The sequence below is a fragment of the Pseudophaeobacter sp. EL27 genome, from assembly GCF_900313025.1.
Classification (GTDB): Bacteria; Pseudomonadota; Alphaproteobacteria; order Rhodobacterales; family Rhodobacteraceae; genus Pseudophaeobacter.
Window position 1 is genome coordinate 365400 of sequence record NZ_OMPQ01000015.1, and the last position, 23090, is coordinate 388489.

A 23090-nucleotide genomic window follows, 5' to 3' on the forward strand; every position below is an offset into this window, starting at 1 on the left:
ACATGCACCTACTTGTCACCATTCACAACGCCGTTTTTGACCTGGTAGAAAAGATTGGCAGCTGGGTGCTGCCGCTGGCGGCACGCTTTGTCTTTGCCGCCACGCTGCTGCTTTATTATTGGAACTCCGGCCTGACCAAACTGGGCGACGGTTTCTTTGGCCTGTTCAGCCCCTCTATTGGCGCCTATTCCCAGATCTTCCCAAAACAGCTGGAAGCCGTTGGCTATGATGTGTCCGAGTTCGGACTGTTCCACCAGTTGGTGGTTCTTGCCGGCACCTATGCCGAATTCATCCTGCCCCTGATGATCATTCTGGGCCTGTTCACCCGGTTGGCCTCGTTGGGCATGATTGGCTTTATCGTTGTGCAGTCGCTGACGGATGTCATTGGCCATGGCGCGACGGACGCCAAGACTCTGGGCGCTCTGTTCGACCGTTTCCCCGATAGCGTGATTATGGATCAGCGCCTGTTCTGGGTCTTTGTTCTGGCCGTGCTGGTGGTCAAAGGCGCAGGCGCACTGTCCTTGGATACGGTCTTGAAACGCCGGATCGAATCCGAAGCCATGTAAGGCCCGCAGCCCAAACCAGCAAAAAGCCAAGCCACACAGAAAGGCGCCCTGCTCCTCGCAGCGGCGCCTTTTTTGCGTCTCAAATCCAGATAGCCCGTTGGGTTCCCCCGGTTGGACTACCCTGTCAGGGAGGCCTGCGTGGTCTTATCCCAACCCAAATACAGCGCGTCATCGGTTTTGATCAGCGGACGCTTCATCAAGGCCGGGTGCTGTTGCAGCAGATCAATTGGCGCTCCTGCACGTTCCTCCTCGCTCAATCCCCGCCAGGTGGTTGAACGGGTATTCACCAATTTTTCCCCAAACCGCATCAGCGCCTCGGTCAACACCTCCGTTGGCACCCCTTCGCCGCGCACATCCACCAGGCGAGCCTCAGGCAGTTGTTTCATGGCTTTACGACAGGTGTCGCAGTTTTTTAATCCGTAGAGGATCATGAACTTCCTTTCCTCAGCGTGACAATCAACACAATCTATGGAAGAATGCCTATAGCCACTTGATTTATTTTATACACATGCAACAGTTGCAGTTGGGGAGACACGTAAATCGGTGCTTGTATGACCGGCCCTTGGGCCTGCCACGTTTGCACACAGATATCTGGCCGTCACAAACCCCAATATTCGCTGGGCTGCCCCAGAACAACACATTAGTAGAAGGAGACACGGGAAATGCCAACTGGCACCGTGAAATGGTTCAACACCACCAAAGGATTTGGCTTCATCGAACCCGATGGCGGCGGAAATGACGTCTTTGTACATATCTCTCAGGTTGAGAGATCCGGTTTAACAGGTCTCTCTGACAACATGAAAGTTGACTTCGAGTTGACCGAGGGACGCGATGGGCGGCAAATGGCTGGGGAAATCAAACCCCTTATGAGCTCCAACTAGCCTGAGCGCCTGATCCGAGCGCACAACCCATCGTGCGGCTAGTTGCTATCCACCTGCGGCGGGGCGCTAGCTGCGCCCTCCCCCCGACGCTCGTCGCCTACGATTAGCCCGTCTCACGTAAAACCGGGCACTCTGCCCTATCGACTAGGGGAGGCGCGTAGGTATTCCACCATGATGCAGGCCGGATCATCGGATCGCAGCTGTGTTTCGCCATGTTGCAGCCATTCGCCGGGCGCCATCTCGGGGAAAAAGGTATCCGCGCCTTCGACTTCAACAGCGACCTCGGTAATCAACAGGCGGTCCGCGATCTGCATCATTTCGCGGTAGATCCCCGCGCCGCCAATGCCATAGACGCGACGATAGCCCTGCGCATAGGCCGCCTCCACGGCATCTGCTACCGATGCATACACATCATCTGCCGCCTGCGGGTTTGAAGAAACCACCAGGTTCAACCGGTTTTTCAAGGGCTTGAATGGCAGGCTGTCCCAGGTATTGCGCCCCATAACGATGGCTCCGCCCAGGGTTTCGCGCTGAAAAGCCTTGAGGTCCTCGGGCGCATGCCAGGGAATGCTATTGTCCTTGCCAATGGCACCATTGCGGTCACGGGCAACAATCAGGGTTATCATTTTGCGGTCTACCTTGAAACGGGCCCCGCTTGCGCCCGGGGCTTATGATACGATGACGGCGGTCAGTGCCAGAGCAGCAGGCTCAAACAGCGACGGGCGCCTTGATGCCCGGATCGGGATCATAGTTCAGGAATTCAAAATCATCATAGGTGAAATCAAAGATCGACGAGACCTGCCGTTTGATCCGGATCTGCGGCAGCGGTTTTGGGCTACGCGAGAGCTGTAGCGCCACCTGATCCTGATGGTTCGAATAGATATGCGCATCGCCCAAAGTATGCACAAAATCTCCCGGCTCATAGCCGGTCACATGGGCCAGCATCACCTGCAACAGGGCATAGGAGGCAATATTGAAGGGTACGCCCAGGAACATATCTGCGGAACGCTGGTAGAGTTGCAGGTGCAGCTTGCCGCCCAACACCCGAACCTGCCACAGGGTATGACAGGGCGGCAGCGCCATATCTGGCACATCCGCAGGGTTCCAGGCCGAAACGATCAGGCGGCGGCTGTCTGGGCTGGTTTTAATCATCTCCACCAGATCGGAAATCTGATCAACGGTGCCCGCGCGGTAAATCGGCTCATCCCCGGTGGTCCCAGGCACCAGCTCCAGCTTGGGGAATTTCCGCCACTGATAGCCATAGACCGGCCCAAGATCGCCGTTTTCATCGGCCCATTCATCCCAGATCGAAACGCCGTTGTCCTTGAGGTATTTGATATTGGTATCACCTGACAGGAACCACAAAAGCTCATGAATGATCGAGCGCAGATGCAGTTTTTTAGTCGTCACCAGCGGAAAACCATCCGCCAGAGGGTATCGTGTCTGCATGCCAAAACAAGAGATCGTGCCAGTGCCAGTGCGATCGCTACTGGGTACACCGGTTTCCAGAATTTGGCGCAAGGCCGCGTGATATTGCTGCACTGTGATCCCTCTTTGACGGTCGATGCCAGTCCTGCAGTCATAGCGGGGAGTCGCCCCAAATAACAAGCACAAGCACTGATGCAGATGCTGAGGCAAGACGGACGAATGGCCGCAAGCCGCCAGACGAACGCCCCTCAGCTCTCGGAGCACATATTCTTTGAGCGCAAGCTGCCAAGCTTCCAACCCTGCGAATCGATTGGAACTGGCCTATAGTCCGGGCAGATTGTACCAAGCATATCTAACGCCCCATCTCCCAGTCGGTCCACGGACCCTGGAATGGGATGTTCAAACCATCAAGGATCCTCGCACATGGCGCTTACATATCTGCACGTAATGGTTCGGGTGAAAGACCTGGAAAAATCCAGAGCATTTTATGAACTTCTGGGACTGCGGGAAACCCGCCGCTACGACAGCGAACAGGGTCGCTTCACCCTGCTCTATCTGGCCGCGCCCGGTCAGGAAGAAACCCCAGTAGAGCTGACCTATAACTGGGACGGGGACGACGGCCTGCCCAGTGACAGCCGCCATTTTGGCCATCTGGCCTATGGTGTCGATAATATCTATGAGACCTGCCAGTTCCTGCAGGACAACGGCGTGACCATCAACCGCCCGCCCCATGATGGGCGTATGGCCTTTATTCGCTCGCCCGATAATATTTCGATCGAGCTGCTGCAAAACGGAGAGGCCCTAGAGCCAGCAGAGCCCTGGACCAGCATGGGAAATACCGGCCACTGGTAACCCAAGCCCCGACCAATTGCCTGCAGTCAAATGAGGGCAGGCCAAATAAAAAACGCACCGCTGGTCCTCTGAGGACTAGGCGGTGCGTTTTGTAGCGAACCCGAATTCTTCAAGTCTAGATGCGACTGATGTCCAGTCGAACCATGATTATTTTTTAGCTTTGGGCGGTGCAATTCTTGCGCGCCCCAGATGTTTACTCAGGGACATTTTGCCCCAAAGCACTGTTTTTAATAGATATAGCGGATCTGATCCGACCAATACCGTTCCACCCGCTTTAGCGAGTCCGTGATGTTAGCAACGCCTTCGCGGCTGATAACATCCTTGCCCTCTAGACCTTCGGCGTGGCGTGCAAAGAGGCCCGCGACGATATCGCGGATCTCGCGACCACGCGGTGTCAGGCGAACCCGAACAGACCGGCGGTCAATTTCGCAGCGCTGATGGTGCATATAGTCCAGCTCAACCAGCTTTTTCAGATTATAGCTGACATTGCTGCCCTGATAATAGCCACGGCTCTTCAGCTCGCCTGCAGTGACCTCATTGTCACCGACGTTGAACAAGAGCAGCGCTTGCACTGCGTTTATTTCCAGAACGCCTACGCGTTCGAACTCATCCTTGATCACGTCAAGCAGCAGACGGTGCAGTCGCTCCACCAGCGCCAGCGCTTCAAGGTAACCAGTCATGAACCCTTTGCGGTCCTGCTGGCCAATTGGCATTTCCATACTCATTCGCATCTCCGACTCGAGTTTGCTCAGGAGAGAATGCAGAAAATTCCCCAAAAATGCGTTAAGCTGGTTTTTTATTTAGTTTGATGAGTTTGCGCGACTTCCTGGATCAGCGACTCATAGGGGCTAGGTGTTGCCACCTGCCCCGTAACCCATTGATAGAGATCCTGGTCATTCTCGTGCAGAAGCTGATCATAGAGATCCAGCTTGGCGGCATCCATCGCGGGCAGGTTTGCATCCGCATAGGCCGTCAGCAGGATATCCATCTCTTTGATGCCACGCCGCATCGAGCGCATCTTGAGACGCTTCAGGCGGTGCTCATACAGTTCCGGTGCCTCTGTCATCCCGTCGACCTCATGTGGTGGTGGCACTTTGGATGATCGTGCGCAGTTTCTTTTCCAACCGGGCAGCGCGCTCGGCGTTGCTGCGCATCTCATTGCGCAGGCCACGCAGCTCTTGCAGCACACCGGCAAAATCGCCCACCTCAACATCCATTTCATTCGGCTCGGACATGCCTTCGCCCTCGCCGGTCAAAAGCCAGGACATCGAGACATTTAACAGACCGGATACCATCGACAGCTTGTTGGCGCGGGGTTCTGACAGATCCTGCTCCCAGCCCATCAAAGTGGTTTTCTTGACCCCAAGGCGGCGCGCCAATTGCGCCTGCGTCATGTCGGCAGCCTCGCGGGCAGCGGCAACGCGATCGCCAAATGTTGCGGCCTCAGGTCCAAACCAATCCGTTGTTTCGTCAGACATATGCGATCTCCGTTCAGGTCTTTGTCAATGTTGCTTGATCGAGATTTGGTGGCACCCTATGACAGTTGCCAAGAACATTCAAACAGGGACCAGCCGCCATGTCTTTCCTCTCCAAGACCCTCGAGCGTGTAAAACCGTCGCCCACTATCGCGATCACTGCCATGGCCGCAGAGCTGCGCGCCGCAGGTCGTGACGTCATAGGGCTAAGCGCCGGAGAACCTGACTTTGACACGCCCCAGAACATCAAGGATGCCGCCGTGGCGGCCATCGCGGCAGGCAAGACAAAATACACTGCCCCCGATGGCATCATCGAGCTGAAACAGGCGATCTGCACCAAGCTTGAGCGTGAAAACGGCCTATCTTACGAACCGGCCCAGGTCTCTGTTGGGACCGGTGGCAAACAGACGCTGTATAATGCGCTGATGGCAACGCTGAACCCTGGTGATGAGGTGATCATCCCGGCCCCCTATTGGGTGAGCTACCCCGACATGGTGCTGCTGGCCGGCGGCACGCCGGTTGCAGTCGAGGCCAGCCTTGAAACCAATTTCAAGCTGACGCCAGAGCAGCTGGAGGCGGCCATCACCCCCAAGACCAAATGGTTTATCTTCAACTCCCCCTCCAACCCCAGCGGTGCCGGCTATAGCCAGTCTGAGCTGAAGGCCCTGACAGATGTGCTGATGCGTCACCCCCATGTCTGGGTGATGTCAGATGATATGTATGAGCATCTGGTTTTTGATGGCTTTGAATTTGCCACCCCCGCTCAGGTGGAGCCCGGTCTCTATGAGCGCACCCTCACTTGCAACGGTGTCTCCAAGGGCTATGCCATGACTGGCTGGCGGATTGGCTATGCTGCAGGCCCGCAACATCTGATTGCCGCCATGCGCAAGGTGCAGTCGCAGTCCACCTCCAACCCTTCCTCGATCAGCCAATGGGCCGCCGTTGAGGCCCTGAATGGCCCGCAGGATTTCCTGGCGAGCAACAATGTCGCCTTTAAACGGCGGCGCGATCTGGTGGTGGCAGCACTGAACGCGATCGATGGCGTGACCTGCCCAACGCCCGAAGGCGCGTTTTACGTCTACCCATCTATTGAGGGGCTGATTGGCAAGACAACGCCTAAGGGCACAGTGATCGAGGATGATGAGGCTTTTGCCAAAGCACTCTTGGCCGAAGCGGATGTCGCAGTGGTCTTTGGGGCCGCCTTTGGTCTGTCGCCCAACTTCCGGGTCAGCTATGCCACCTCCGACGAGGCCCTCACGAAGGCCTGTGCCCGCATCGCTGCATTCTGCGCCGCGCTGACCTAAGTCAAAGGAACCTGTTGAATGGCTGGGATGCTGCCCGAGTACTTCTTTCGTGTCCGTGAAAACGGGGCCTTTGTATTTCGGGTAGATACCGAAAACCGGCAACGGCGCATCGACATGGATCAGATCGCAGCCATCAACATCCGCAATGGTGAGATCAAGCCCCATGGCGGCCGTGTCTTGTCAGAGCGGGATCTGGCGGAGATCAAATCCTGGATGGCAGAGCGCCAGTCGGTGCTGGCGGCAAGGGACATCGACGATATCAAACGGGCGGTGGATCATTTGAACCTCACCGCCCATTGGGCCCAGACCAAGGCCACGGATGAGCAGCTCGAGGCCGTCACCGATGATCTGTTGCTGACCATGCATGACCTGCGCAGCGTTTTGGTGCGCAAAAAGGCGGACCGGCTGATGAAGGGCAAAAAGCCCGAGTAAACACTGCAGCCTAGGCTGCCATTTTCTCAGGAGTGCGTTTGATGGAATGGCGCCAGAAGCGCAGCATTAGGAAGACGCCAGCAAAGCTGAGCCCCAGCACCAGCCCGGACCAAACCCCAACGCCGCCCCAGCCGAAAGTAAAGCCAAAGATATAAGAGGCCGGAACGCCAATCGCCCAGTAGCTGAGCGCCGCAATCACCATGGGCCAATTGGTGTCCTGCACCCCGCGCAACACGCCCAACGCAATGACCTGCATGCCATCGGCCAATTGGAACAATGCTGCCATCGCCAAAAGGCTGGCACCGACAATCAGAATTTCGGGCTTGTTGGGATCACTGGGATCCAGAAACAGCGATATCAGCTGATCCGGGAACAGCAGGAAGGCCGCGATGCCAATCAACGCCATCGCAAGCGACAGCACAATCACCACCTGAGCGCCCAGCGCCATATGGGCCCGATCACCGCGCCCATAGGCATTCCCAGCACGAATGGTAGCGGCGTTACTCAGCCCCAGATGCACCATGAAGGTCAGCCCTGCCAGGGTCATCGCCACACCATGGGCGGCCAGCGTAATGGTCCCCAGCCAGCCCATCATCATCGCTGAGGCCGCAAAGAGGCTGACTTCGCTGAGGTTGGTTAGGCCTATGGGCATGCCCAGTTTAAAGACACGTGCAAACATCTCCCAATCCGGGCGATGGAAATTCTTCAGGATCTCATGTTCCGGCAGTACCCATAGCGCATAGGCGCCCACCGCCAGCAAGGACACCGTCTGGGTCGCAATCGAGGCATAGGCCGCCCCGGCGATGCCCAGCTCGGGCGCGCCCCAGTTGCCAAAGATCAGCGCATAATTGACTAGCCCGTTGACCACAGCCGCCAAAATGGTGATCCACAGCACGATCTGAGTGCGCTCCAGTGCCGCAAGATAGGATTTAAACACCATAACCAACAGCGCCGGGAACAGCCCCCAGCCCGCCAGTTGCAAATAGTCCGAGGCAGGCCCTGCCACTTCGGGCTTTTGCCCCAGCGCTAACAGGATCTGTTCTGAAAACAGCAGCACCGGCATCGCTGCCACGCCATAGAGCAGCGACAGCCACAGCCCCATGCGGGTTGCGCGCCGGATCTGGCGCTCTTCGCCCGCGCCGGCAGCCGCCGCCACCAGCGGCATCACCGCAATGGCGAATCCTGCGCCCATAAGGAAGAACACAAAGAAATAGGAGCCCGCCAAAGTCACCGCAGCCAGGGCTGCGGCCCCATACCAGCCCAGCATGATGGAATCCGTCATGCCAATGGCAAATTGCGCCACATGGCCGCCAACCAGCGGAAAACCAAGCAGGGATACAGCCCGCAGGTGGCCAGCTGTGGTCATCCTGGGCGTGGACATAGGGGTGTTGAACTGTTCTACCATAGGGCAGTCTTAGCAGGTACTGCGCCCCCGGCAAGCACCGAGAACGCAGCAGAACACTTCAGTTCAAACTACCGCCCTCAGACAAGGGCGGCAGGAGATGGCAGATTAGCGCGATTTGGTTTCTGGATGCAGAGCCTTACCCAGGATGTGATCAGAGCGGTGGATCACATGATGCGCCTGCCCCACGATCAGCGGATCGGGATCCTGGGCGATCGAGTGATCTTTGCCAGGATAGTCCAGGGTACTCAGGAAATGACGCATACAGTTCAGACGCGCGCGTTTCTTGCAGTTAGATTTGATCACGGTCCAGGGCGCATCGGCAGTGTCTGTGTAAAAGAACATCGCCTCCTTGGCCTCGGTGTAGTCATCCCATTTGTCCAATGAGGCCTTATCGATTGGCGACAGCTTCCACTGTTTTAGCGGATCGGTCTCACGCGATTTGAACCGGCGCAGCTGCTCTTCCTGGGTCACTGAGAACCAGTACTTGTAAAGCCGCACATTCGAGCGCACCAGCATCCGCTCCAGTTCAGGCGTCTGACGCATGAATTCCAAGTACTCATCAGGCTCACAGAACCCCATGACACGCTCAACACCGGCGCGGTTGTACCAAGAGCGGTCATAGAGAACGATCTCACCATTGGTCGGCAGATGATTGATATAACGCTGAAAATACCACTGACCACGCTCTTCGTCGGTGGGTTTGTTCAAGGCCACAACACGGGCCGAACGCGGGTTCAGGTGCTCGGTAAAGCGCTTGATCGTACCGCCCTTACCCGCAGCATCGCGTCCTTCAAAGACCATGGCAAATTTCTGGCCGGTCTCCTGCGCCCAAAGCTGAACCTTCAACAGCTCCGCCTGCAGACGCGCCTTTTCAGCCTCATAAACGCGGCGCCCCATCTTCTTCTTGTAGGGGTAGCGACCGCTTTCAAAAGCGCTGTGGATCTCTTCGGGCGAAGGCCCCTTGGGGGCTGTATTCGCGGCAGTCGTGACTTCGGTAAATTCGGTTGGTGCAATCGGAGAGTTGGCAGTGGCTTCTGTCATTTTTGTCCCTTTGTTTTCTGTTCGCCGGGATCCTAATTCTTCCGGAACAGCGCCGCGCTGACCTGTGTCAAAAAACTGTCATATCTGGTGCATTTTTTCTTTTTCTTCCCGCAGGTGACGCGACGGTTTGCTTGTGTGAGACTTGGCCAGCGCCCAGCCTTTCCCAAAGCAAGGAGAGGATCAGATGCAGGGGAGTTTTGAAACGCTGAAAGGGCAGCCCTTCTATGTCCGCCGCTGGGGAGATCCCAATCTGCCGCCGTTGCTGATGCTGCATGGCTTTCCGGAATATGGCGGCGCCTGGCAGCAGGTGGCGCAGCGTCTGAGCCAGAGGTTTCACTGTATCGCGCCCGATCAACGCGGGTTTGGTCAAAGCTGGGCACCAAAAGGCGTTGAAAACTATACCGCAGCTGAGCTTGTTGGCGATATGGCTGCCCTGATCAGCCCCCAGAACCGCCCCGTTACGGTCTTTGGTCATGACTGGGGCGCCGCCATTGCCTATGGGCTGGCCATGTTTCACCCGCAGTTGGTTGACCGCTTGATCATCGCCAATGGGGTGCACCCGGTCCCTTTCCAGCGTGCCCTGGCCGCGGGTGGCGCGCAGACAGCTGCCTCACAATACATCACCTGGCTTCGACAACCCGGTGTCGAGGCAGAACTAAGCGCCAATGGGTTTGAAAAACTCCAGAAGCTGTTTGCTACCCATATGGATATGTCCTGGCTTTCTGGTGCCTTGCTACAAACCTACAAGGCGGAATGGTCCCGTCCAGGCAGGCTGGAGGCCATGGTCAACTGGTACCGAGCCTCGCCGCTTCAGGTCGGCAGCCCGGGACAGCCGATCGCCATGCCCCCCCTGCCGGTGGAGCGCCTGATGGTTCGCCAACCCCACCTTTTGCTCTGGGGGGATGGAGATACAGCGCTGCTGCCAGAAACGACCCAAGGGTTGGAAGACTTCGCCCCCGATCTTACCCGCGTCACGCTGGCGGGCTGTGACCACTGGCTACACCACCAACAACCCGGTGATGTTGCTCAGGCCATTCTCGACTGGCATGCCTGAGTCAGACCAGCGGGATCAAAGATCCCCCAGGGTTGGACACGGCAACGCCGCAGTGTCAGAAATTCAGCCCTATTGAAACACCCTCTTGGATCACCTCCGGATCATAGGCCTTGCGGGCAAAAACCTCACGGACCATGGGTTCAAAATACGAAAGCGGTTTCATCGGGTACTCAGGGTCAAAGGCGCTTTGATCCCAGCGCTCGCAGAAGGTGGCACAGGTCGCAAAACAGGGGTGATCTTTGAACTCATCCCGCGCGTTTTCATCCCAATTGTAGTGACGTGCGTAGTACAGCATCTGGAAGATGCCGTGATGTTCGATGCACCAGGAAACCTCCCAGCGGACAAAGGGCCGGATCACCTCGGCTGAGAAACGATCATGGTTCTGGGGCGCCAACCCATCACCGATGTCATGCAACAGCGCCGCAACAACCCAGTCGATATCCACCCCATCGGCCTCGGCCCGGGTGGCGGACTGCAGCCCGTGTTGCAGCCGGGTGATCTGATAGCCCTCCAGCGAGACCTCCCCCTGGCGGCGCATCTCATCCATCACCCGATCAGCGGTAAGGGCATGATAGGGACGTTCAAGCTCGGCCAGCTTCAAATATTCTTCCTTGGTGCCGTCTTTCATCTGGGTGAAAGATACTTTGTAGTCTTGATCTGCCTGGCTCATGCCTCGGCTCCCTTTCCTGCGTAGAGCGCAACGTTGTTTTCCGCGCCAGCTGTCAGTGTGGACTGCTGATCCCGAAGGATCTTGTCATAGAGCGACAAATCAGCGGCGTGAAACAGGTCTCGTGGTCCGGCGATATTGACCCAGCCACGGGCCTCATCACTGCCGCGCACCAGCATTGCATAGTCACGTCCTGGCAGCCCCTCGCGCACCTCTGGCGTGACATAGCGGATCGCGAGGCCAATACGGCGTCCATCTGATCGATTAGGGCCAGAGGCGTGAAAGCAACGACCATGGTGCAGAGACATCTCCCCAGGTTTCAGCGCCCCCGGACACGCCTCTTCTTCGTTGATGCCGCCAATCTGTTGTCCGCGGGACAGCAGGTTATTCCCATCCGCAGTATCCTGATGATCAACAATGCCATTCCTGTGACTGCCGGGAATGAACCGCATGCAGCCTGCTTGCTCACTCACATCGCTTAGCGCCACCCAAGCGGTCACCTCGTCATTGGTTTCGCCCATGCCCCAATAGGTAATGTCCTGGTGCCAGGAGACGATTTTTTCGCTTCCGGCCTCCTTGATGAACAGTTCGACCGACCAGACCAGCAGGTTTTCCCCCAAAATGCTTTCCACCGCGTCCAGAATTGCCGGGCTGCGAGCAAGATCCGCCAGCAGGGGGATCACCACATGGCCGTTCACACGAAAATACTGGTTCAGGTCCTGACCATTAGCACCGCTGCGATGGGCAGCCTCCAGAGCCTCGATCTCGGAACGGATCCTTGCAACGCCCTGCGCGTCAAAGACGGGCAGATTGCAAATATAACCATTGGTTTCATAGTGTCTTTTCTGATCCGCTGTCAGATGGGTTTGCATGATGTCCTCGTTCGCTGCGCCTTGGTTTTGCCCATCAAAGTCAGCGAGGCCTGCTATTGCCAGAAATAGTTCTTGAGACTGAGGGTAAGTTCAACTTACCCTAATGCATGACCCAAACCCGAATTCCCTCCCTCAACTGGCTGCGCGTCTTTGAAGCCGCGGCGCAAGAAGAAAGCTTTGTGCGGGCTGCCGAAAGGCTGAACATGAGTCCCCCCGCAGTCAGCCAGCAAGTGAAAGCTTTGGAGGAGCATCTGGGCCGCCAATTGTTTCAACGGGCGCCTCAAAAAGTGCGCCTCACCCCGGCGGGTGCGGCCTTTCTCCCGGTAGTTCAGCACTCGCTGGCCTCGGTTGAAACCACCGCAGCGGCTCTTTTTGGCGGCAAAACACAAGCAACAATTACACTGCAGGCGGTCACGCTTTTGGCTGCCAGCTGGCTGCCGGAGCATCTAGCGGCTTTTGAAGCGGCACATCCCGGGCTACGCGTCGACGTCATCACCGGCGAGACCCTGAGTGATTTTCGCACCATTCTGCCGGGGCGCGAGCCAGACCTGCAAATTGCCTTTGGCTCGGTCACCGATTTTGCGGATACGGCTGAACCTTTCCTGCAGGAAAGCCTGCATATCGTTGTCCGTCCCGAACTCGCCGCACAGGTGGAAAACGCCGAGGATCTGACCAAGTTCAGCCTGTTCGAGGTGGCAGCCCACCGATCCGGCTGGCATCAGATCCTGTCGCTGGTTCCGGATGCCGATCTGCGTGCAATGAAGTTCAGAATGGTCGATTCAACATCCATCGCTTTGTCGCTTGCCGCTCAGGGCCTTGGATTCGCCCTGGCCCGCGCGCCCGCAAGCGATGAGATGGTAGCAGCCTACGGGCTGCAGTATTGCGAGACCTTCCCGACGATCAGAGGCGTACAACGCTATTTCCTCCTCTCCCCCGGAGGCGGACCACTCTCGCGTAACGCGGCAAAACTCAAAACCTACCTCACCACGGCAGGTGCCCAGCAAGCTTAGCCCCTAGCCAGAGAGCCAGCCTGCTGTGCGATCTCCTCTAAGATCTTGCCGACATTAATTTTACTTTCAACCTCTAGCGAAACCGCTACCTTGCTGTGACGCCAAAAGGGAGACTGTGTCATGGCTTGGATCAAAACCATTCCGTTCAGCGAAGCAACGGGCAAGTTGAAAACGCTATATGGTCGTGTCACCGGCCCCAACGGCAACGTTGATAACATCATGATGGCCCATTCGCTCCGCCCGCATTCGATGGAAGGGCACATGGCGATCTACAAGAACGTGCTGCATCACAGCGGAAATAGCATTCCCAAATGGTTCCTGGAAACCCTGGGTGTTTGGGTCAGCCGTTTGAACGATTGCGACTATTGTGTGGACCATCATTTTTCGGGGCTGAAACGCCTGTTGCGCGATGACGCCCGGGCAAATGCCTTGCGATCCGCCATCGAGGAGCGCAACATTGCTGATGCACCGCTGGATGCCGGGCAAAAACTGGCGCTGGACTACGCCCGTCAATTGACCAGAGATCCAGGCGGCATGACACAGGGCATCGTGATTGAACTGCGTGAACAGGGGTACTCTGATGGTGAGATACTCGAAATCAACCAGGTCACTGCATATTTCAACTACGCCAACCGCACTGTGCTGGGCTTGGGCTGTTCGACCAAGGGCGATGTGCTGGGACTAAGCCCCAACAATTCCGAAAACCCCGAGGACTGGGGCCACAGCTGACCTACAAGGCAGTTCAGGTTGTGCCCTAGCATCCGCCCACAACTTCTGACGGGGGCTTTGATCCGAGCTCTCGTTTTCTTTTGCGGGAACCTATAGGCTGACCGTCCCTCCGTCCGGCAGGTTATCCACAGCCCCTAGCGGCCCTCTTTCGCAACACCACAACACCTGCCATAATGGCAGCAACCATAACAAACCGAAGAGCAGCCCCCGCCAATGGCAAACGACCTTCTCAGCACGCCCGACGACGAAACCTATGACGCCTCCTCGATCGAAGTGCTTGAAGGGCTGGAACCGGTCCGCCAGCGTCCCGGCATGTATATCGGCGGCACCGATGAGCGGGCGCTGCACCATATGGTGGCCGAGATCCTCGACAACTCGATGGATGAGGCCGTTGCGGGCCATGCCAACCGTATTGAGGTGACGCTGCATCAGGATTATTCGGTCACCATCTCCGACAACGGCCGTGGCATTCCCATTGATCCGCACCCCAAGTTCCCCGACAAATCGGCGCTCGAGGTGATCCTTTGCACCCTGCACGCGGGCGGCAAATTCTCGGGCAAAGCCTATCAGACCTCGGGTGGTCTGCACGGTGTTGGCTCTTCAGTTGTAAACGCGCTCTCAGATAGCCTCGTGGTGCAAGTCGCTAAAAACAAAGAACTGTTTGAACAGCGTTTTTCCCGTGGCCTGCCCCTGGGCCCGGTGGAAAAGGTCGGCGCCGCCCCCAATAAACGCGGCACCTTTGTGACCTTCCACGCGGATGAGCAGATCTTTGGCTCGCATCGCTTCAAGCCCAAACGCCTGTTCACTCTGGTGCGCTCCAAGGCCTATCTGTTCTCGGGCGTGGAAATCCGCTGGAAGTCAGAAATCGACGACAACGAAACCCCGGTTGAGGCCACCTTCCACTTCCCCGGCGGCCTCAAAGACTATCTGACCGAAGTGCTGGGCAAGGCCTCGGTCTATGCCGATGTTCCTTTTGCCGGCAAGGTGGAGTTCCGCGAGAAATTTGGCGAGCCGGGCTATGTGGAATGGGCGATCAACTGGACGCCCTCGCGCGATGGCTTCACCCAAAGCTACTGTAACACCGTCCCCACCCCCGAGGGCGGCACCCATGTCACCGGCTTTTGGGCGGCGATTCTCAAGGGCATCAAGGCTTACGGCGAATTGGTCGGCAACAAAAAGGCCGCCAGCATCACCCGCGACGATCTGATGGCGGGCGGCTGTGCGCTGGTCTCCTGCTTTATCGCCGACCCCGCCTTTGTCGGCCAGACCAAGGACCGTCTGTCGACCGAGGGTGCTGCCAAGATGGTGGAAAACTCGGTGCGTGACCATTTTGACAACTGGCTGGCCGCCGATACCAAATCGGCCGGTGCCATCCTAGATTTCCTGGTGCTGCGGGCCGAGGAGCGCCTGCGCCGCAAACAGGAAAAAGAAACCCAGCGTAAAAGCGCAACCAAAAAGCTGCGCCTGCCGGGTAAGCTGACTGATTGCACCTCCAAAGACCGCGCCGGAACTGAGCTGTTCATCGTCGAGGGTGACTCGGCGGGGGGCTCTGGCAAGGGCGCGCGTAACCGCAACAATCAGGCGCTGCTGCCCCTGAAGGGTAAGATCCTCAACGTGCTGGGCGCGGCCTCTAACAAGATCGGCACCAATGCCGAGATCCGCGACCTCTGCGAGGCGCTGGGGGTGGGCACCGGCACCAAGTTCAACCTTGATGATCTGCGCTATGACAAGATCATCATCATGACCGATGCGGATGTCGACGGGGCGCATATTGCCTCGCTGTTAATGACCTTCTTCTTCACCCAGATGCGACCCCTGATTGACGGTGGTCATCTGTACCTCGCCTGCCCGCCGCTGTTCCGCCTCACGCAAGGCGCCAAGCGTGTGTACTGCCTGGATGAGGCCGAGCGGGACACATGGATGGAGAAGGGCCTGGGCGGCAAGGGCAAGATTGATGTCAGCCGCTTCAAGGGTCTGGGCGAGATGGATGCCAAGGATCTGAAAGAGACCACCATGGACCCCAACACCCGGAAATTGATCCGGGTGACGATTGACGAGGATGAACCCGGCGAGACCGGCGATCTGGTCGAGCGTCTGATGGGGAAAAAGCCCGAGCTGCGCTACCAGTATATTCAGGAGAACGCGAAGTTCGTGGAGGAGCTGGATGTTTGAGGAGGCCTGAGTGAGGCTATATTATTTTACTCCAGAAACGCATGCTCTAGAGAACCTATGCATGCGTCATTTGAAAATATCATTCCCTGACGAAGTAAACGATGTTTTTGAACTGAAACCATTTTCTTTTCAGGGCAAAAACAGAGAGGAAAAGCGCAATCTGAGGACCGAGTGGCACGACAGCATTGTAAGCCTTTCAAAGTCGTGTGGCTTTATTTCCTTTTCTTCCAATTGGCACAGTCCAACGATGTGGGCGCACTATGCGAACAACCATTTGGGCCTATGTTATGGATTTGAAATCGACGAATCTGGCTTGGATCGTGTCGGATATGTTGAGCACCTACAGAAAATCCATCGAACTGATCTAAAATGCGCCCAAAGACTAAAGAATCTGACAGGGTATGCAAAATGCACAAAAAGTCTTCATTGGGCTTATGAACAAGAATGGAGAATGTACATCAAGCTTGACCCTTTGGATGTACACAAAAAGGCAAAAGGGCAACGTTTGTTTTTCACTGACTTCAATCAGAATATGCGCCTCAAAGAAGTGGTTATCGGATGTGAATCAAAAATTTCTTCCCAACAGATTAAAAAAGCCCTGTCAGACTATGAAGATGTAGCAGTGAAAACTGCCCGCCCAGCTTTTGAATCCTTCAAGATTGTTGAACAACAAAATTCAAACTTTCTAAAGTGACAACAATTTTCCGCCCCCCCAAGGCCCGCGCCTGACCTTGGGGAGGCGTGAAGCGCCTTCCCGGGGGGAAGGTCAGGCGCGGGCCTGACGGCCCAGAGAAACACCTGCAACTGTCACCTTCCAAAGCTGCGGACACCTGCGAAGGGCTCCGCCCGTCCTCGCCTCAAACAGTCCCCCGGACTGTTTGTCCCTACGGGAACCGGCGTGAACTCCCGAAGGGAAGGTCAGGCGCGGGCCTGACGGCCCAGAGAAACACCTGCAACTGTCACCTTCCAAAGCTGCGGACACCTGCGAAGGGCTCCGCCCGTCCTCGCCTCAAACAGTCCCCCAGACTGTTTGTCCCTGCGGGAACCGGCTTGAACTCCACGGGGGGAAGGTCAGGCGCGGGCCTGGCGGCCCAGGGGTTCGCTCACAACTGTTGCCTTCCAAAGCGGCGAACGTCAGCGAAGGGCTCCGAAATCCCTGCGCCGCTACCTGCCTTGGTGATCCTCCTATCAAACCAACGCAGACCTGGGGTGATCACGTTTCCTTCACCCCTGTTGCATGACCCCCTGCAGGCTTCTTAGTGTTGCGACAGATGCCTTGCCCCAAGGAGCCGCCATGATTTTTATCGCCGACAACCAGCTCTTTTTGATCCTGGCCTGCTTTTGCATTGGCTTGGTCGGGACGGGTTTCCTGCTGCGCAAACCTGCGGGTCATAGGGCCTGGAAGTTTGCTGATCTGGTCTGGGTTCTTTTGGGCGGAATTGGCGCGCTGGCCGCGGTGATCGCCGGGATCTACAAATCCGACAGCAGCCATCTGGAGCGCCAGATTGACGTGGCCTATGCCGCGACATCCGCCTTTGACCGCGACGCGGCGCGGTTTCGCCTTCGCTTTTGTGACCCGGCCTATGACACGGATATCGCGGTGCTTTGTGACAAGGTCGAATTCCTGTCCGCCTCAACCGCCGGCAATGCTGAGCTGCCCCTGTTTATTGCGGTCACAGATGAGGTCGCGCCTTTGCAGGGGATCTCCTTTCTCGCCGGGTCCAAAAGTGCCGCCCAGGAAATGACCGCCAAGGCCGCCACTGCCGATGCCTTTGACCCGGAGGCCTTTTTGATCTTTACCGCCCTGGATGAGCCCACAGAGGCCGCTGTGGAAAACCTGCGCCGCCGGATCCCCACCATTGCGGGTGATTTTGTCATTCTGGCGCAGGCCTATGAGGATCTGATTGCCCAGATCCAGCGGTTGAAGCAGGAATGGGACTATCTGCAGGACAATGCCTATATCCTGGTCCTGCAGCTCTTTGCGCTTTGCCTGGTAGGGTTTGCGGCTCCGTTCCGATTGGGCAAATCTGTGGTGGAGTTGCGCCAATCAGGTCGTTAGGCTCCCCTGACGGACAAGCAAAAGAGGCCGAGATGACTTCCACCACAGCGCTGAGCATAAAAGATGGCCAGACCATATTGGACGAGAATTTTGCCGATTGGGTGCGGTCACTGGATCTGACGGTCACCGAGTTTTCGCCCGAAGCCGCCGTATTGCATATGCCGCTGGCGCCCCATCTGGCACGGGTGGGCGGCATCGTATCTGGTCAGGCGCTGGCCGCTTTGGCGGATACCGCCATGGTCCTCGCGGCCGTTGCCCATGCCGGTGAGATGCGGATGTTTGCCACCACCGATCTGCACACGCAGTTCCTGCGCCCAGGTGTCGGCTCCGCGATCCTGTGCCGGGCCGAAGTTATCCGCGCAGGTAAGGCACTGGTCTTTGCCCGTGCCGAGATGCGCGAAGAGTCCAGCGACAAACTCGTCGCAACTGCCACCGCCACCTTTTACGCCCCCTAACCCGCAGGAGCGGTTTCATGCGCAGTTTCGACGAGATCTTTGACATTTCAGCTACCCGCCATGGCGGAGCCGAGGCCCTGGAAGCGAAGCTTCAACGCCCAGATCCCGCGGTAGCGAATTTGGCAGAGGACCGCTGGCTCTCCTTGATGACCAAATGTGTCTTTCAGGCCGGTTTCAGCTGGAAGGTAATTGAGAGCAAATGGCCCGGGTTCGAAGCGGCTTTTGATCAGTTTGATGTACCGCGAAACGCCTTTATGGATGAGGAAAAGCTGGACGCCCTGCTGCGCAATACCGATATCGTGCGCAATGGAGCCAAGATCCAGACAGTGCGCGACAATGCGATTTTCCTGATGGAGCTGCGCCAGGAGGGCGGCGCGGCCAAGGTGTTTGCTGATTGGCCAGACACGGACTTCATCGGTCTGTTGGAGATGCTGAAAAAACGCGGTAGCCGATTGGGCGGCAATAGCGGCCAGATGGTGATGCGTTTTGCCGGGCGCGACGGCTTTGTCCTGTCACGGGATGTCACCGCACGGCTGATCGCCGAAGGGGTGATCGACAAGCCCGCGACCTCAAAGACCGCACTGCGCCAGGTTCAAGCAGCCTTTAACTCTTGGCAGGAGCAGTCGGGACGCTCCCTGATGGAGATCAGCCGGGTTCTAGCGTTGAGTTGCGGATAGGAAAACGGGGCCAGGATTTGATCTACGACATGCATTACCATTGCCATCAGCAACAAGCCGCCAGAGGCGCAGCATGATCCTGCGCCTTGTTGTCATTCTCTCCTTGCTTGCCGCCTGCGGACGACCACTGAGCGAGGCTGAACGCAGCTTTCTGTTCGATATTCACGGCGACAGCATCAATCATGACCGGGTGCGTCTGGTGCGGGGGGCGCCAGTTGCCGCCGTGACCTTTCGGCGCAAACCCCGCCCCCGCGTCACCTGCCGCGAGCGTATTCTGCCGCCGGTGAAGGAAGAGAAGGTTGTCACCTCCTCTCCTGCGGCTGTCGCCCTGTTCAACCGGATCTTTTTTGTCAAAGACTGGTACACCGAGGACTATATGCCTGCCTATCCAGACCGGCTGTATCTGGTCGAGGCGATGTTACTGGCCCATGAAATGACCCATGTCTGGCAATGGCAAAACCGCCGGGTCACCGGTTATCACCCGCTGCGGGCCGCCGCCGAACACAGTGCCAGCCCTGATCCCTACTTGTTTGAGTTGGACAATAGCCCCGATTTTCTAAGCTATGGCTTTGAACAACAGGGCGCCATTGTTGAAGAATACGTCTGCTGCCGCGCACTGGCGCCGCAGGCCGCCCGCAGCAAACGGCTGCATGAGATGCTCAAGGCGGTGATGCCCGTCACTGATCTGCCAAAGACCCGGCAGAGCGACGTCTACCTACCGTGGAAAGACGCCGAGCTGACGGGAATCTGCACTTGAAGGCAGGAACTTTGACGGCGCTGGGGTCAGCGCTGGATGTCTTCCAGATAGGCCAGCAGTGCTGCCAGGGGGCGCGGTGTTGGCGTAAAGATCCCATCCACCTCGACAGGCACCAGATCCCCTTCGAGCAGGTTGCCAAACTCCGGCATCTGTTCCTCACCTACGCGACCACGCCCATAGCCATCGATTTGTGACAGCATGGCAGCGCGCGGGAACACCCCTTTGTTGCGGGTCGCAATATGGCGCAGATCCGGAGCTCCAACGGACAGCTCCCGCGTGGTCGGATCGGCGTTTTCACCGTGGCAGGCAGAACAGTTCTGATTGAACAGCGCCGCGCCCTCGCTCGGCTCTGGCATATCCACATCCGCAGGCGCACAGTTTGACAGAGTAAGCACCAGCGCCGTCAGGCTCAAAACCACAAGTGGGGATTTCATCAATTGGCTTCCTTCTTCCTAGGTGGCGCTCTGGTCAGTGGCAATCCGGCGGTTTCCCTGTGAAGCCACAAGGCCCGGGGGAAATCTTTTGCACTGATCTGTATTTAAACACCAAATGAGGCTGGGTACGACAGGAAAACGCAACGTTGGCCCCCAGAACTTACCCTTGGCTCTTGCCCCGGTGCGCCGCTCCCGGGCACAGTCACTCGAAATCATCGGTCCGCAAGAAATGGGCCACCCACCAGCCCCGGAGATCCCATGCTTTCTTACGCGCTTATCATGTTGGCCGCAGGCCTTGGCATCCCGGTTCTTGCGGCTTTGAACGCCGCCCTGGGCCAGCACATCGGCTCCCCGGCGGCTTCGGGCGTGGTGCTCTTTGCCGTCGCCTTTGCCGCCGCGCTGACCTATTGCCTGATCAAGGGGCCCAGCGCCCTGATGCTGCTACCAACGGCGCCAAAACATCTGTTTCTGGCCGGGCTATTGGTGGCCTTTTATGTGCTGTCGATCACCCATGTGGCACCGCATTTTGGCGTCGGAAATGCGGTCTTCTTTGTGCTGCTTGGGCAATTGGTCAGCGCCGCTTTGATTGACCATTTTGGCCTCTTTGGAGCACAGGCGACGCCGCTGACACTCATGCGCACCGCGGGCATCTCAGTCATGGCGCTGGGGGTCTGGATTACCCAGTTGGCCTAGAGCTCAACCAGCCTGCCCTGTTCCAGTTTGACCCGGCGGTCCATCCGTGCGGCCAGCTCGTGATTATGGGTGGCAACCAGCGCCGACAGACCTGTTCCGGCCACCAGATCCATCAATGCAGCAAAGACCTGATCCGAAGTACCGGGATCCAGATTGCCCGTGGGTTCATCCGCCAGCAGCACTCGGGGTTTATTTGCCAGCGCCCGACAAAAGGCCACCCGCTGCTGCTCACCGCCCGACAGGGCCGCAGGGCGGTGCCCGGCACGGTCTGACAAGCCCACCAGCGCCAAGAGTTCTTCTGCCCGCGCCTCTGCCCCCGCCTGCGAGATCCCATTGGCCAGCTGCGGCAGGACGATGTTCTCCAGCGCGGTGAATTCCGGCAGCAGGTGATGAAACTGATAGACAAAACCCACATCGCGGCGGCGCAGGGTGGTGCGCATACCGTCGCCCTTGCCGCTGACCTCCTGCCCAGCGACCTTGACCGATCCACCATCCGGCGCATCCAGCAGCCCTGCGATGTGCAACAGGGTGGATTTCCCCGCCCCTGAAGGCGCCACCAGCGCCACCATTTCGCCGGGACTCAGCGTGAGATCAATCCCGCGCAGCACGTCAATCTGGTTGGCAGTGCCTGTGTTGTAGGATTTGGTCACAGCCTTCAGGTCTAATACAGCTTCACTCATAACGCAGGGCCTCCACCGGGTTCAGCCGGGCGGCACGCCGGGCGGGAAAGATTGTCACCACAAAGGAAAGCCCCAGCGATAGCCCAACTGCCGACATCACATCAGGCAGGTTCAGCTCGGCCGGCAGCGCATAGATCCCCCGGATCGACGGATCCCAGACACCACCGCCCATGACAAAGTTCACGAAGGAAAAGATCGGATCGATATAGCTGGCAAAGAGGCAGCCGAGAATGACGCCAAACAGTGTGCCCAAGACGCCGGTAAAGGCGCCGCAAATAAAGAAGACCCGCATCACCGAGCCTTCACTGAGGCCAATGGTGCGCAGGATGCCAATGTCGCGGCCTTTGTTTTTCACCAGCATGATCAGACCCGAGACGATATTCATCGTCGCAATCAGCACCAGGATCGACAGGATGATGAACATCACATTGTCCTCAACCTCCAGCGCCCGCAAAAAGCCCCCCGAAGCATCCCGCCAGGTCCAGACCCCAACCGTACCTCCAGCGGCCCGCAACAGCGGAAGGACCTGCAGGTCCACCGCTTCGGGGTCTTCAATCATCACCTCGATCTCATCCGCCACACCTTCGCGGTTGAAAAAGCTCTGCGCCTCGGCAAAGGGCATATAGAGCCGGGTGCGATCAATATCATAACGTCCGGCGGTAAAAATATAGACCACCTCATAGGCCTTGACCCGGGGGCTGGTACCAAAGGGCGTTTTGACCCCATTGGGTGAAATCAGCTTGATGCGGTCGCCAACAGTGGCGCCCAACTCGCGCGCCACGCCAGAGCCAATCGCAACCCCCTCCTCGAACCGGTCGAGATCCCCCATGGCGCCGTCACTTTTGGCCACACCCGGAATGGTCAGAATGCCCGACTTGGCAATGCCAAAGACCTCAACCCCGGCATTGCGCTGACGGGCATTGGCCATGACCTGTCCCTTGACCAGAGGTGCAGCGCGGATCACGCCCGGCACCTCGGCCACCCGCGCCGCCATCTCGTCAAAATCCTTTAGGGTGCGCTCAAAATGCCCGGCCTCGTTCAGCTCCCCGTGGGAGTAGAGCGTCACATGGGCATTGGCGCCCAGGATGGTGCCGACAAATTCAGAGCGAAAGCCCGAGCGCACCGCAAGCGTCGCAATCAGCGCAAAGACCGCCAGGGTAATACCAATGAGGCTGATCCAGGTCATCACCGAGACGCCACCTTCGGCCCGGCGCGCCCGCAGGTACCGCCAGGCAATCATCCATTCAAATCGCGCAAAAGGCGCTGGGGTGCTGGCCATGTTGGCTCCTGCTCGCAGTTTTTCGCCAAAGTGAGGCTTCCGCCGTGCGGGGTCAAGTCGCTACCCCTCTTGTTTGGGTTGAGGACAGCTGATCTGCGCCGGATCGGCAAAAGACCGCACCCCTGCTTTCCCGCCGCCTGCAAGCAACAGAACGCTGGGTCACTCTGG

General features: G+C 57.7%; 28 protein-coding genes. 15 read left to right on the forward strand and 13 right to left on the reverse strand.

What is annotated here, in order from left to right:
• Nucleotides 1–2 precede the first annotated feature (2 nt).
• Nucleotides 3–566 carry a DoxX family protein gene (locus tag ED661_RS20175; RefSeq protein ID WP_122076486.1) on the forward strand — a complete coding sequence of 188 codons (564 nt, stop codon included), beginning with the start codon at nucleotides 3–5 and terminating at the stop codon, nucleotides 564–566.
• Between the two features lie 116 nt (nucleotides 567–682).
• Here the strand turns inward: ED661_RS20175 and ED661_RS20180 are convergent, their stop codons facing one another.
• Nucleotides 683–997 carry an ArsC/Spx/MgsR family protein gene (locus ED661_RS20180; protein WP_122076488.1) on the reverse strand — a complete coding sequence of 105 codons (315 nt, stop codon included), beginning with the start codon at nucleotides 995–997 and terminating at the stop codon, nucleotides 683–685.
• Between the two features lie 231 nt (nucleotides 998–1228).
• Between ED661_RS20180 and ED661_RS20185 the strand changes: the two genes are divergently transcribed.
• Entirely contained in the window at nucleotides 1229–1447 is a 219-nt protein-coding gene (locus ED661_RS20185) for a cold-shock protein (protein ID WP_122076490.1), read from the forward strand.
• A gap of 137 nt (nucleotides 1448–1584) precedes the next feature.
• On the opposite strand, the gene ED661_RS20190 is transcribed toward ED661_RS20185, so the two are convergent.
• Complete coding sequence (locus ED661_RS20190) at nucleotides 1585–2073, reverse strand: dihydrofolate reductase (protein WP_122076492.1); 489 nt, start codon at nucleotides 2071–2073, stop codon at nucleotides 1585–1587.
• Between the two features lie 82 nt (nucleotides 2074–2155).
• Complete coding sequence (locus tag ED661_RS20195) at nucleotides 2156–2989, reverse strand: thymidylate synthase (protein ID WP_122076494.1); 834 nt, start codon at nucleotides 2987–2989, stop codon at nucleotides 2156–2158.
• Nucleotides 2990–3298: 309 nt separating this feature from the next.
• Here ED661_RS20195 and ED661_RS20200 point away from each other — a divergent pair, with 309 nt between their 5' ends.
• On the forward strand, nucleotides 3299–3727 hold the full coding sequence (locus ED661_RS20200; protein WP_122076496.1) for a VOC family protein: 429 nt from the start codon (nucleotides 3299–3301) through the stop codon (nucleotides 3725–3727).
• Between the two features lie 227 nt (nucleotides 3728–3954).
• Here ED661_RS20200 and ED661_RS20205 read toward each other — a convergent pair whose 3' ends face one another.
• From ED661_RS20205 to ED661_RS20215, 3 genes are all read right to left on the reverse strand, one after another.
• The gene (locus tag ED661_RS20205) at nucleotides 3955–4452 is read right to left on the reverse strand and encodes a MarR family winged helix-turn-helix transcriptional regulator (protein WP_174214198.1); all 498 of its coding nucleotides are present in this window, start codon (nucleotides 4450–4452) and stop codon (nucleotides 3955–3957) included.
• Nucleotides 4453–4523: 71 nt separating this feature from the next.
• Complete coding sequence (locus ED661_RS20210) at nucleotides 4524–4793, reverse strand: succinate dehydrogenase assembly factor 2 (protein ID WP_122076500.1); 270 nt, start codon at nucleotides 4791–4793, stop codon at nucleotides 4524–4526.
• A 10-nt stretch (nucleotides 4794–4803) separates the two neighbouring features.
• Nucleotides 4804–5205: a helix-turn-helix domain-containing protein gene (locus ED661_RS20215; protein ID WP_122076502.1), complete on the reverse strand. Its 402-nt coding sequence runs from the start codon at nucleotides 5203–5205 to the stop codon at nucleotides 4804–4806.
• 98 nt (nucleotides 5206–5303) lie between these two features.
• On the opposite strand from ED661_RS20215, the gene ED661_RS20220 reads away from it, so the two are divergent.
• Both ED661_RS20220 and ED661_RS20225 read left to right on the forward strand, forming a co-directional pair.
• On the forward strand, nucleotides 5304–6506 hold the full coding sequence (locus ED661_RS20220; protein WP_122076504.1) for a pyridoxal phosphate-dependent aminotransferase: 1203 nt from the start codon (nucleotides 5304–5306) through the stop codon (nucleotides 6504–6506).
• A gap of 18 nt (nucleotides 6507–6524) precedes the next feature.
• The gene (locus ED661_RS20225) at nucleotides 6525–6938 is read left to right on the forward strand and encodes a hypothetical protein (protein ID WP_122076506.1); all 414 of its coding nucleotides are present in this window, start codon (nucleotides 6525–6527) and stop codon (nucleotides 6936–6938) included.
• A 10-nt stretch (nucleotides 6939–6948) separates the two neighbouring features.
• Here ED661_RS20225 and ED661_RS20230 read toward each other — a convergent pair whose 3' ends face one another.
• Both ED661_RS20230 and ppk2 read right to left on the reverse strand, forming a co-directional pair.
• Nucleotides 6949–8343: an MATE family efflux transporter gene (locus tag ED661_RS20230; RefSeq protein ID WP_254054906.1), complete on the reverse strand. Its 1395-nt coding sequence runs from the start codon at nucleotides 8341–8343 to the stop codon at nucleotides 6949–6951.
• Between the two features lie 105 nt (nucleotides 8344–8448).
• On the reverse strand, nucleotides 8449–9384 hold the full coding sequence (ppk2, locus tag ED661_RS20235) for a polyphosphate kinase 2 (protein ID WP_122076510.1): 936 nt from the start codon (nucleotides 9382–9384) through the stop codon (nucleotides 8449–8451).
• Between the two features lie 184 nt (nucleotides 9385–9568).
• Between ppk2 and ED661_RS20240 the strand changes: the two genes are divergently transcribed.
• A complete protein-coding gene (locus ED661_RS20240) occupies nucleotides 9569–10438 on the forward strand; it encodes an alpha/beta fold hydrolase (RefSeq protein ID WP_122076512.1) in 870 nt (289 codons plus the stop codon).
• Nucleotides 10439–10493: 55 nt separating this feature from the next.
• On the opposite strand, the gene ED661_RS20245 is transcribed toward ED661_RS20240, so the two are convergent.
• Both ED661_RS20245 and ED661_RS20250 read right to left on the reverse strand, forming a co-directional pair.
• The gene (locus tag ED661_RS20245) at nucleotides 10494–11108 is read right to left on the reverse strand and encodes an HD domain-containing protein (protein WP_254054907.1); all 615 of its coding nucleotides are present in this window, start codon (nucleotides 11106–11108) and stop codon (nucleotides 10494–10496) included.
• Nucleotides 11105–11977 carry a phytanoyl-CoA dioxygenase family protein gene (locus ED661_RS20250; RefSeq protein ID WP_122076514.1) on the reverse strand — a complete coding sequence of 291 codons (873 nt, stop codon included), beginning with the start codon at nucleotides 11975–11977 and terminating at the stop codon, nucleotides 11105–11107. Before ED661_RS20250 ends, ED661_RS20245 begins: the two co-directional genes overlap by 4 nt.
• A gap of 107 nt (nucleotides 11978–12084) precedes the next feature.
• On the opposite strand from ED661_RS20250, the gene ED661_RS20255 reads away from it, so the two are divergent.
• From ED661_RS20255 to ED661_RS20290, 8 genes are all read left to right on the forward strand, one after another.
• Complete coding sequence (locus ED661_RS20255) at nucleotides 12085–12987, forward strand: LysR family transcriptional regulator (RefSeq protein ID WP_122076516.1); 903 nt, start codon at nucleotides 12085–12087, stop codon at nucleotides 12985–12987.
• A 120-nt stretch (nucleotides 12988–13107) separates the two neighbouring features.
• Nucleotides 13108–13716 (forward strand): carboxymuconolactone decarboxylase family protein, encoded by a 609-nt coding sequence (locus ED661_RS20260; protein ID WP_122076518.1) that lies wholly within the window; start codon nucleotides 13108–13110, stop codon nucleotides 13714–13716.
• A 213-nt stretch (nucleotides 13717–13929) separates the two neighbouring features.
• Entirely contained in the window at nucleotides 13930–15888 is a 1959-nt protein-coding gene (gene parE, locus ED661_RS20265) for a DNA topoisomerase IV subunit B (protein ID WP_122076520.1), read from the forward strand.
• A 61-nt stretch (nucleotides 15889–15949) separates the two neighbouring features.
• Entirely contained in the window at nucleotides 15950–16582 is a 633-nt protein-coding gene (locus ED661_RS20270; RefSeq protein ID WP_122076522.1) for a DUF2971 domain-containing protein, read from the forward strand.
• A 600-nt stretch (nucleotides 16583–17182) separates the two neighbouring features.
• The gene (locus tag ED661_RS20275) at nucleotides 17183–17947 is read left to right on the forward strand and encodes a hypothetical protein (RefSeq protein ID WP_122076523.1); all 765 of its coding nucleotides are present in this window, start codon (nucleotides 17183–17185) and stop codon (nucleotides 17945–17947) included.
• Between the two features lie 32 nt (nucleotides 17948–17979).
• Complete coding sequence (locus ED661_RS20280; protein WP_122076524.1) at nucleotides 17980–18402, forward strand: PaaI family thioesterase; 423 nt, start codon at nucleotides 17980–17982, stop codon at nucleotides 18400–18402.
• Between the two features lie 17 nt (nucleotides 18403–18419).
• Nucleotides 18420–19079 carry a DNA-3-methyladenine glycosylase I gene (locus tag ED661_RS20285; RefSeq protein ID WP_122076525.1) on the forward strand — a complete coding sequence of 220 codons (660 nt, stop codon included), beginning with the start codon at nucleotides 18420–18422 and terminating at the stop codon, nucleotides 19077–19079.
• 73 nt (nucleotides 19080–19152) lie between these two features.
• Nucleotides 19153–19836, forward strand: coding sequence for a hypothetical protein (locus ED661_RS20290; protein ID WP_122076527.1), 684 nt, complete (start codon nucleotides 19153–19155; stop codon nucleotides 19834–19836).
• A 26-nt stretch (nucleotides 19837–19862) separates the two neighbouring features.
• Here ED661_RS20290 and ED661_RS20295 read toward each other — a convergent pair whose 3' ends face one another.
• Nucleotides 19863–20270 carry a cytochrome c gene (locus tag ED661_RS20295; protein ID WP_122076528.1) on the reverse strand — a complete coding sequence of 136 codons (408 nt, stop codon included), beginning with the start codon at nucleotides 20268–20270 and terminating at the stop codon, nucleotides 19863–19865.
• 258 nt (nucleotides 20271–20528) lie between these two features.
• Between ED661_RS20295 and ED661_RS20300 the strand changes: the two genes are divergently transcribed.
• Nucleotides 20529–20963 (forward strand): DMT family transporter, encoded by a 435-nt coding sequence (locus tag ED661_RS20300; protein WP_122076530.1) that lies wholly within the window; start codon nucleotides 20529–20531, stop codon nucleotides 20961–20963.
• Here ED661_RS20300 and ED661_RS20305 read toward each other — a convergent pair.
• Nucleotides 20960–21643, reverse strand: coding sequence for an ABC transporter ATP-binding protein (locus tag ED661_RS20305; protein WP_122076531.1), 684 nt, complete (start codon nucleotides 21641–21643; stop codon nucleotides 20960–20962). The two genes, ED661_RS20300 and ED661_RS20305, sit on opposite strands and share 4 nt — an antisense overlap.
• The gene (locus ED661_RS20310) at nucleotides 21636–22922 is read right to left on the reverse strand and encodes a lipoprotein-releasing ABC transporter permease subunit (RefSeq protein WP_122076534.1); all 1287 of its coding nucleotides are present in this window, start codon (nucleotides 22920–22922) and stop codon (nucleotides 21636–21638) included. The genes ED661_RS20305 and ED661_RS20310 overlap by 8 nt, the downstream gene beginning before the upstream one ends.
• Nucleotides 22923–23090 lie beyond the last annotated feature (168 nt).

Coding starts and splice junctions, on each gene's coding strand:
- ED661_RS20295 (WP_122076528.1), bottom strand. CDS start 20,270: ATGAAATCCCCACTTGTGGTTTTGAGCCTGACGGCGCTGGTGCTTACT.
- ED661_RS20175 (WP_122076486.1), top strand. CDS start 3: ATGCACCTACTTGTCACCATTCACAACGCCGTTTTTGACCTGGTAGAA.
- ED661_RS20270 (WP_122076522.1), top strand. CDS start 15,950: ATGCGTCATTTGAAAATATCATTCCCTGACGAAGTAAACGATGTTTTT.
- ED661_RS20275 (WP_122076523.1), top strand. CDS start 17,183: ATGATTTTTATCGCCGACAACCAGCTCTTTTTGATCCTGGCCTGCTTT.
- ED661_RS20310 (WP_122076534.1), bottom strand. CDS start 22,922: ATGGCCAGCACCCCAGCGCCTTTTGCGCGATTTGAATGGATGATTGCC.
- ED661_RS20185 (WP_122076490.1), top strand. CDS start 1,229: ATGCCAACTGGCACCGTGAAATGGTTCAACACCACCAAAGGATTTGGC.
- ED661_RS20285 (WP_122076525.1), top strand. CDS start 18,420: ATGCGCAGTTTCGACGAGATCTTTGACATTTCAGCTACCCGCCATGGC.
- parE (WP_122076520.1), top strand. CDS start 13,930: ATGGCAAACGACCTTCTCAGCACGCCCGACGACGAAACCTATGACGCC.
- ED661_RS20200 (WP_122076496.1), top strand. CDS start 3,299: ATGGCGCTTACATATCTGCACGTAATGGTTCGGGTGAAAGACCTGGAA.
- ED661_RS20300 (WP_122076530.1), top strand. CDS start 20,529: ATGCTTTCTTACGCGCTTATCATGTTGGCCGCAGGCCTTGGCATCCCG.
- ED661_RS20255 (WP_122076516.1), top strand. CDS start 12,085: ATGACCCAAACCCGAATTCCCTCCCTCAACTGGCTGCGCGTCTTTGAA.
- ED661_RS20290 (WP_122076527.1), top strand. CDS start 19,153: ATGATCCTGCGCCTTGTTGTCATTCTCTCCTTGCTTGCCGCCTGCGGA.
- ppk2 (WP_122076510.1), bottom strand. CDS start 9,384: ATGACAGAAGCCACTGCCAACTCTCCGATTGCACCAACCGAATTTACC.
- ED661_RS20225 (WP_122076506.1), top strand. CDS start 6,525: ATGGCTGGGATGCTGCCCGAGTACTTCTTTCGTGTCCGTGAAAACGGG.
- ED661_RS20305 (WP_122076531.1), bottom strand. CDS start 21,643: ATGAGTGAAGCTGTATTAGACCTGAAGGCTGTGACCAAATCCTACAAC.
- ED661_RS20210 (WP_122076500.1), bottom strand. CDS start 4,793: ATGACAGAGGCACCGGAACTGTATGAGCACCGCCTGAAGCGTCTCAAG.
- ED661_RS20250 (WP_122076514.1), bottom strand. CDS start 11,977: ATGCAAACCCATCTGACAGCGGATCAGAAAAGACACTATGAAACCAAT.
- ED661_RS20245 (WP_254054907.1), bottom strand. CDS start 11,108: ATGAGCCAGGCAGATCAAGACTACAAAGTATCTTTCACCCAGATGAAA.
- ED661_RS20190 (WP_122076492.1), bottom strand. CDS start 2,073: ATGATAACCCTGATTGTTGCCCGTGACCGCAATGGTGCCATTGGCAAG.
- ED661_RS20215 (WP_122076502.1), bottom strand. CDS start 5,205: ATGTCTGACGAAACAACGGATTGGTTTGGACCTGAGGCCGCAACATTT.
- ED661_RS20180 (WP_122076488.1), bottom strand. CDS start 997: ATGATCCTCTACGGATTAAAAAACTGCGACACCTGTCGTAAAGCCATG.
- ED661_RS20240 (WP_122076512.1), top strand. CDS start 9,569: ATGCAGGGGAGTTTTGAAACGCTGAAAGGGCAGCCCTTCTATGTCCGC.
- ED661_RS20205 (WP_174214198.1), bottom strand. CDS start 4,452: ATGAGTATGGAAATGCCAATTGGCCAGCAGGACCGCAAAGGGTTCATG.
- ED661_RS20230 (WP_254054906.1), bottom strand. CDS start 8,343: ATGGTAGAACAGTTCAACACCCCTATGTCCACGCCCAGGATGACCACA.
- ED661_RS20220 (WP_122076504.1), top strand. CDS start 5,304: ATGTCTTTCCTCTCCAAGACCCTCGAGCGTGTAAAACCGTCGCCCACT.
- ED661_RS20260 (WP_122076518.1), top strand. CDS start 13,108: ATGGCTTGGATCAAAACCATTCCGTTCAGCGAAGCAACGGGCAAGTTG.
- ED661_RS20280 (WP_122076524.1), top strand. CDS start 17,980: ATGACTTCCACCACAGCGCTGAGCATAAAAGATGGCCAGACCATATTG.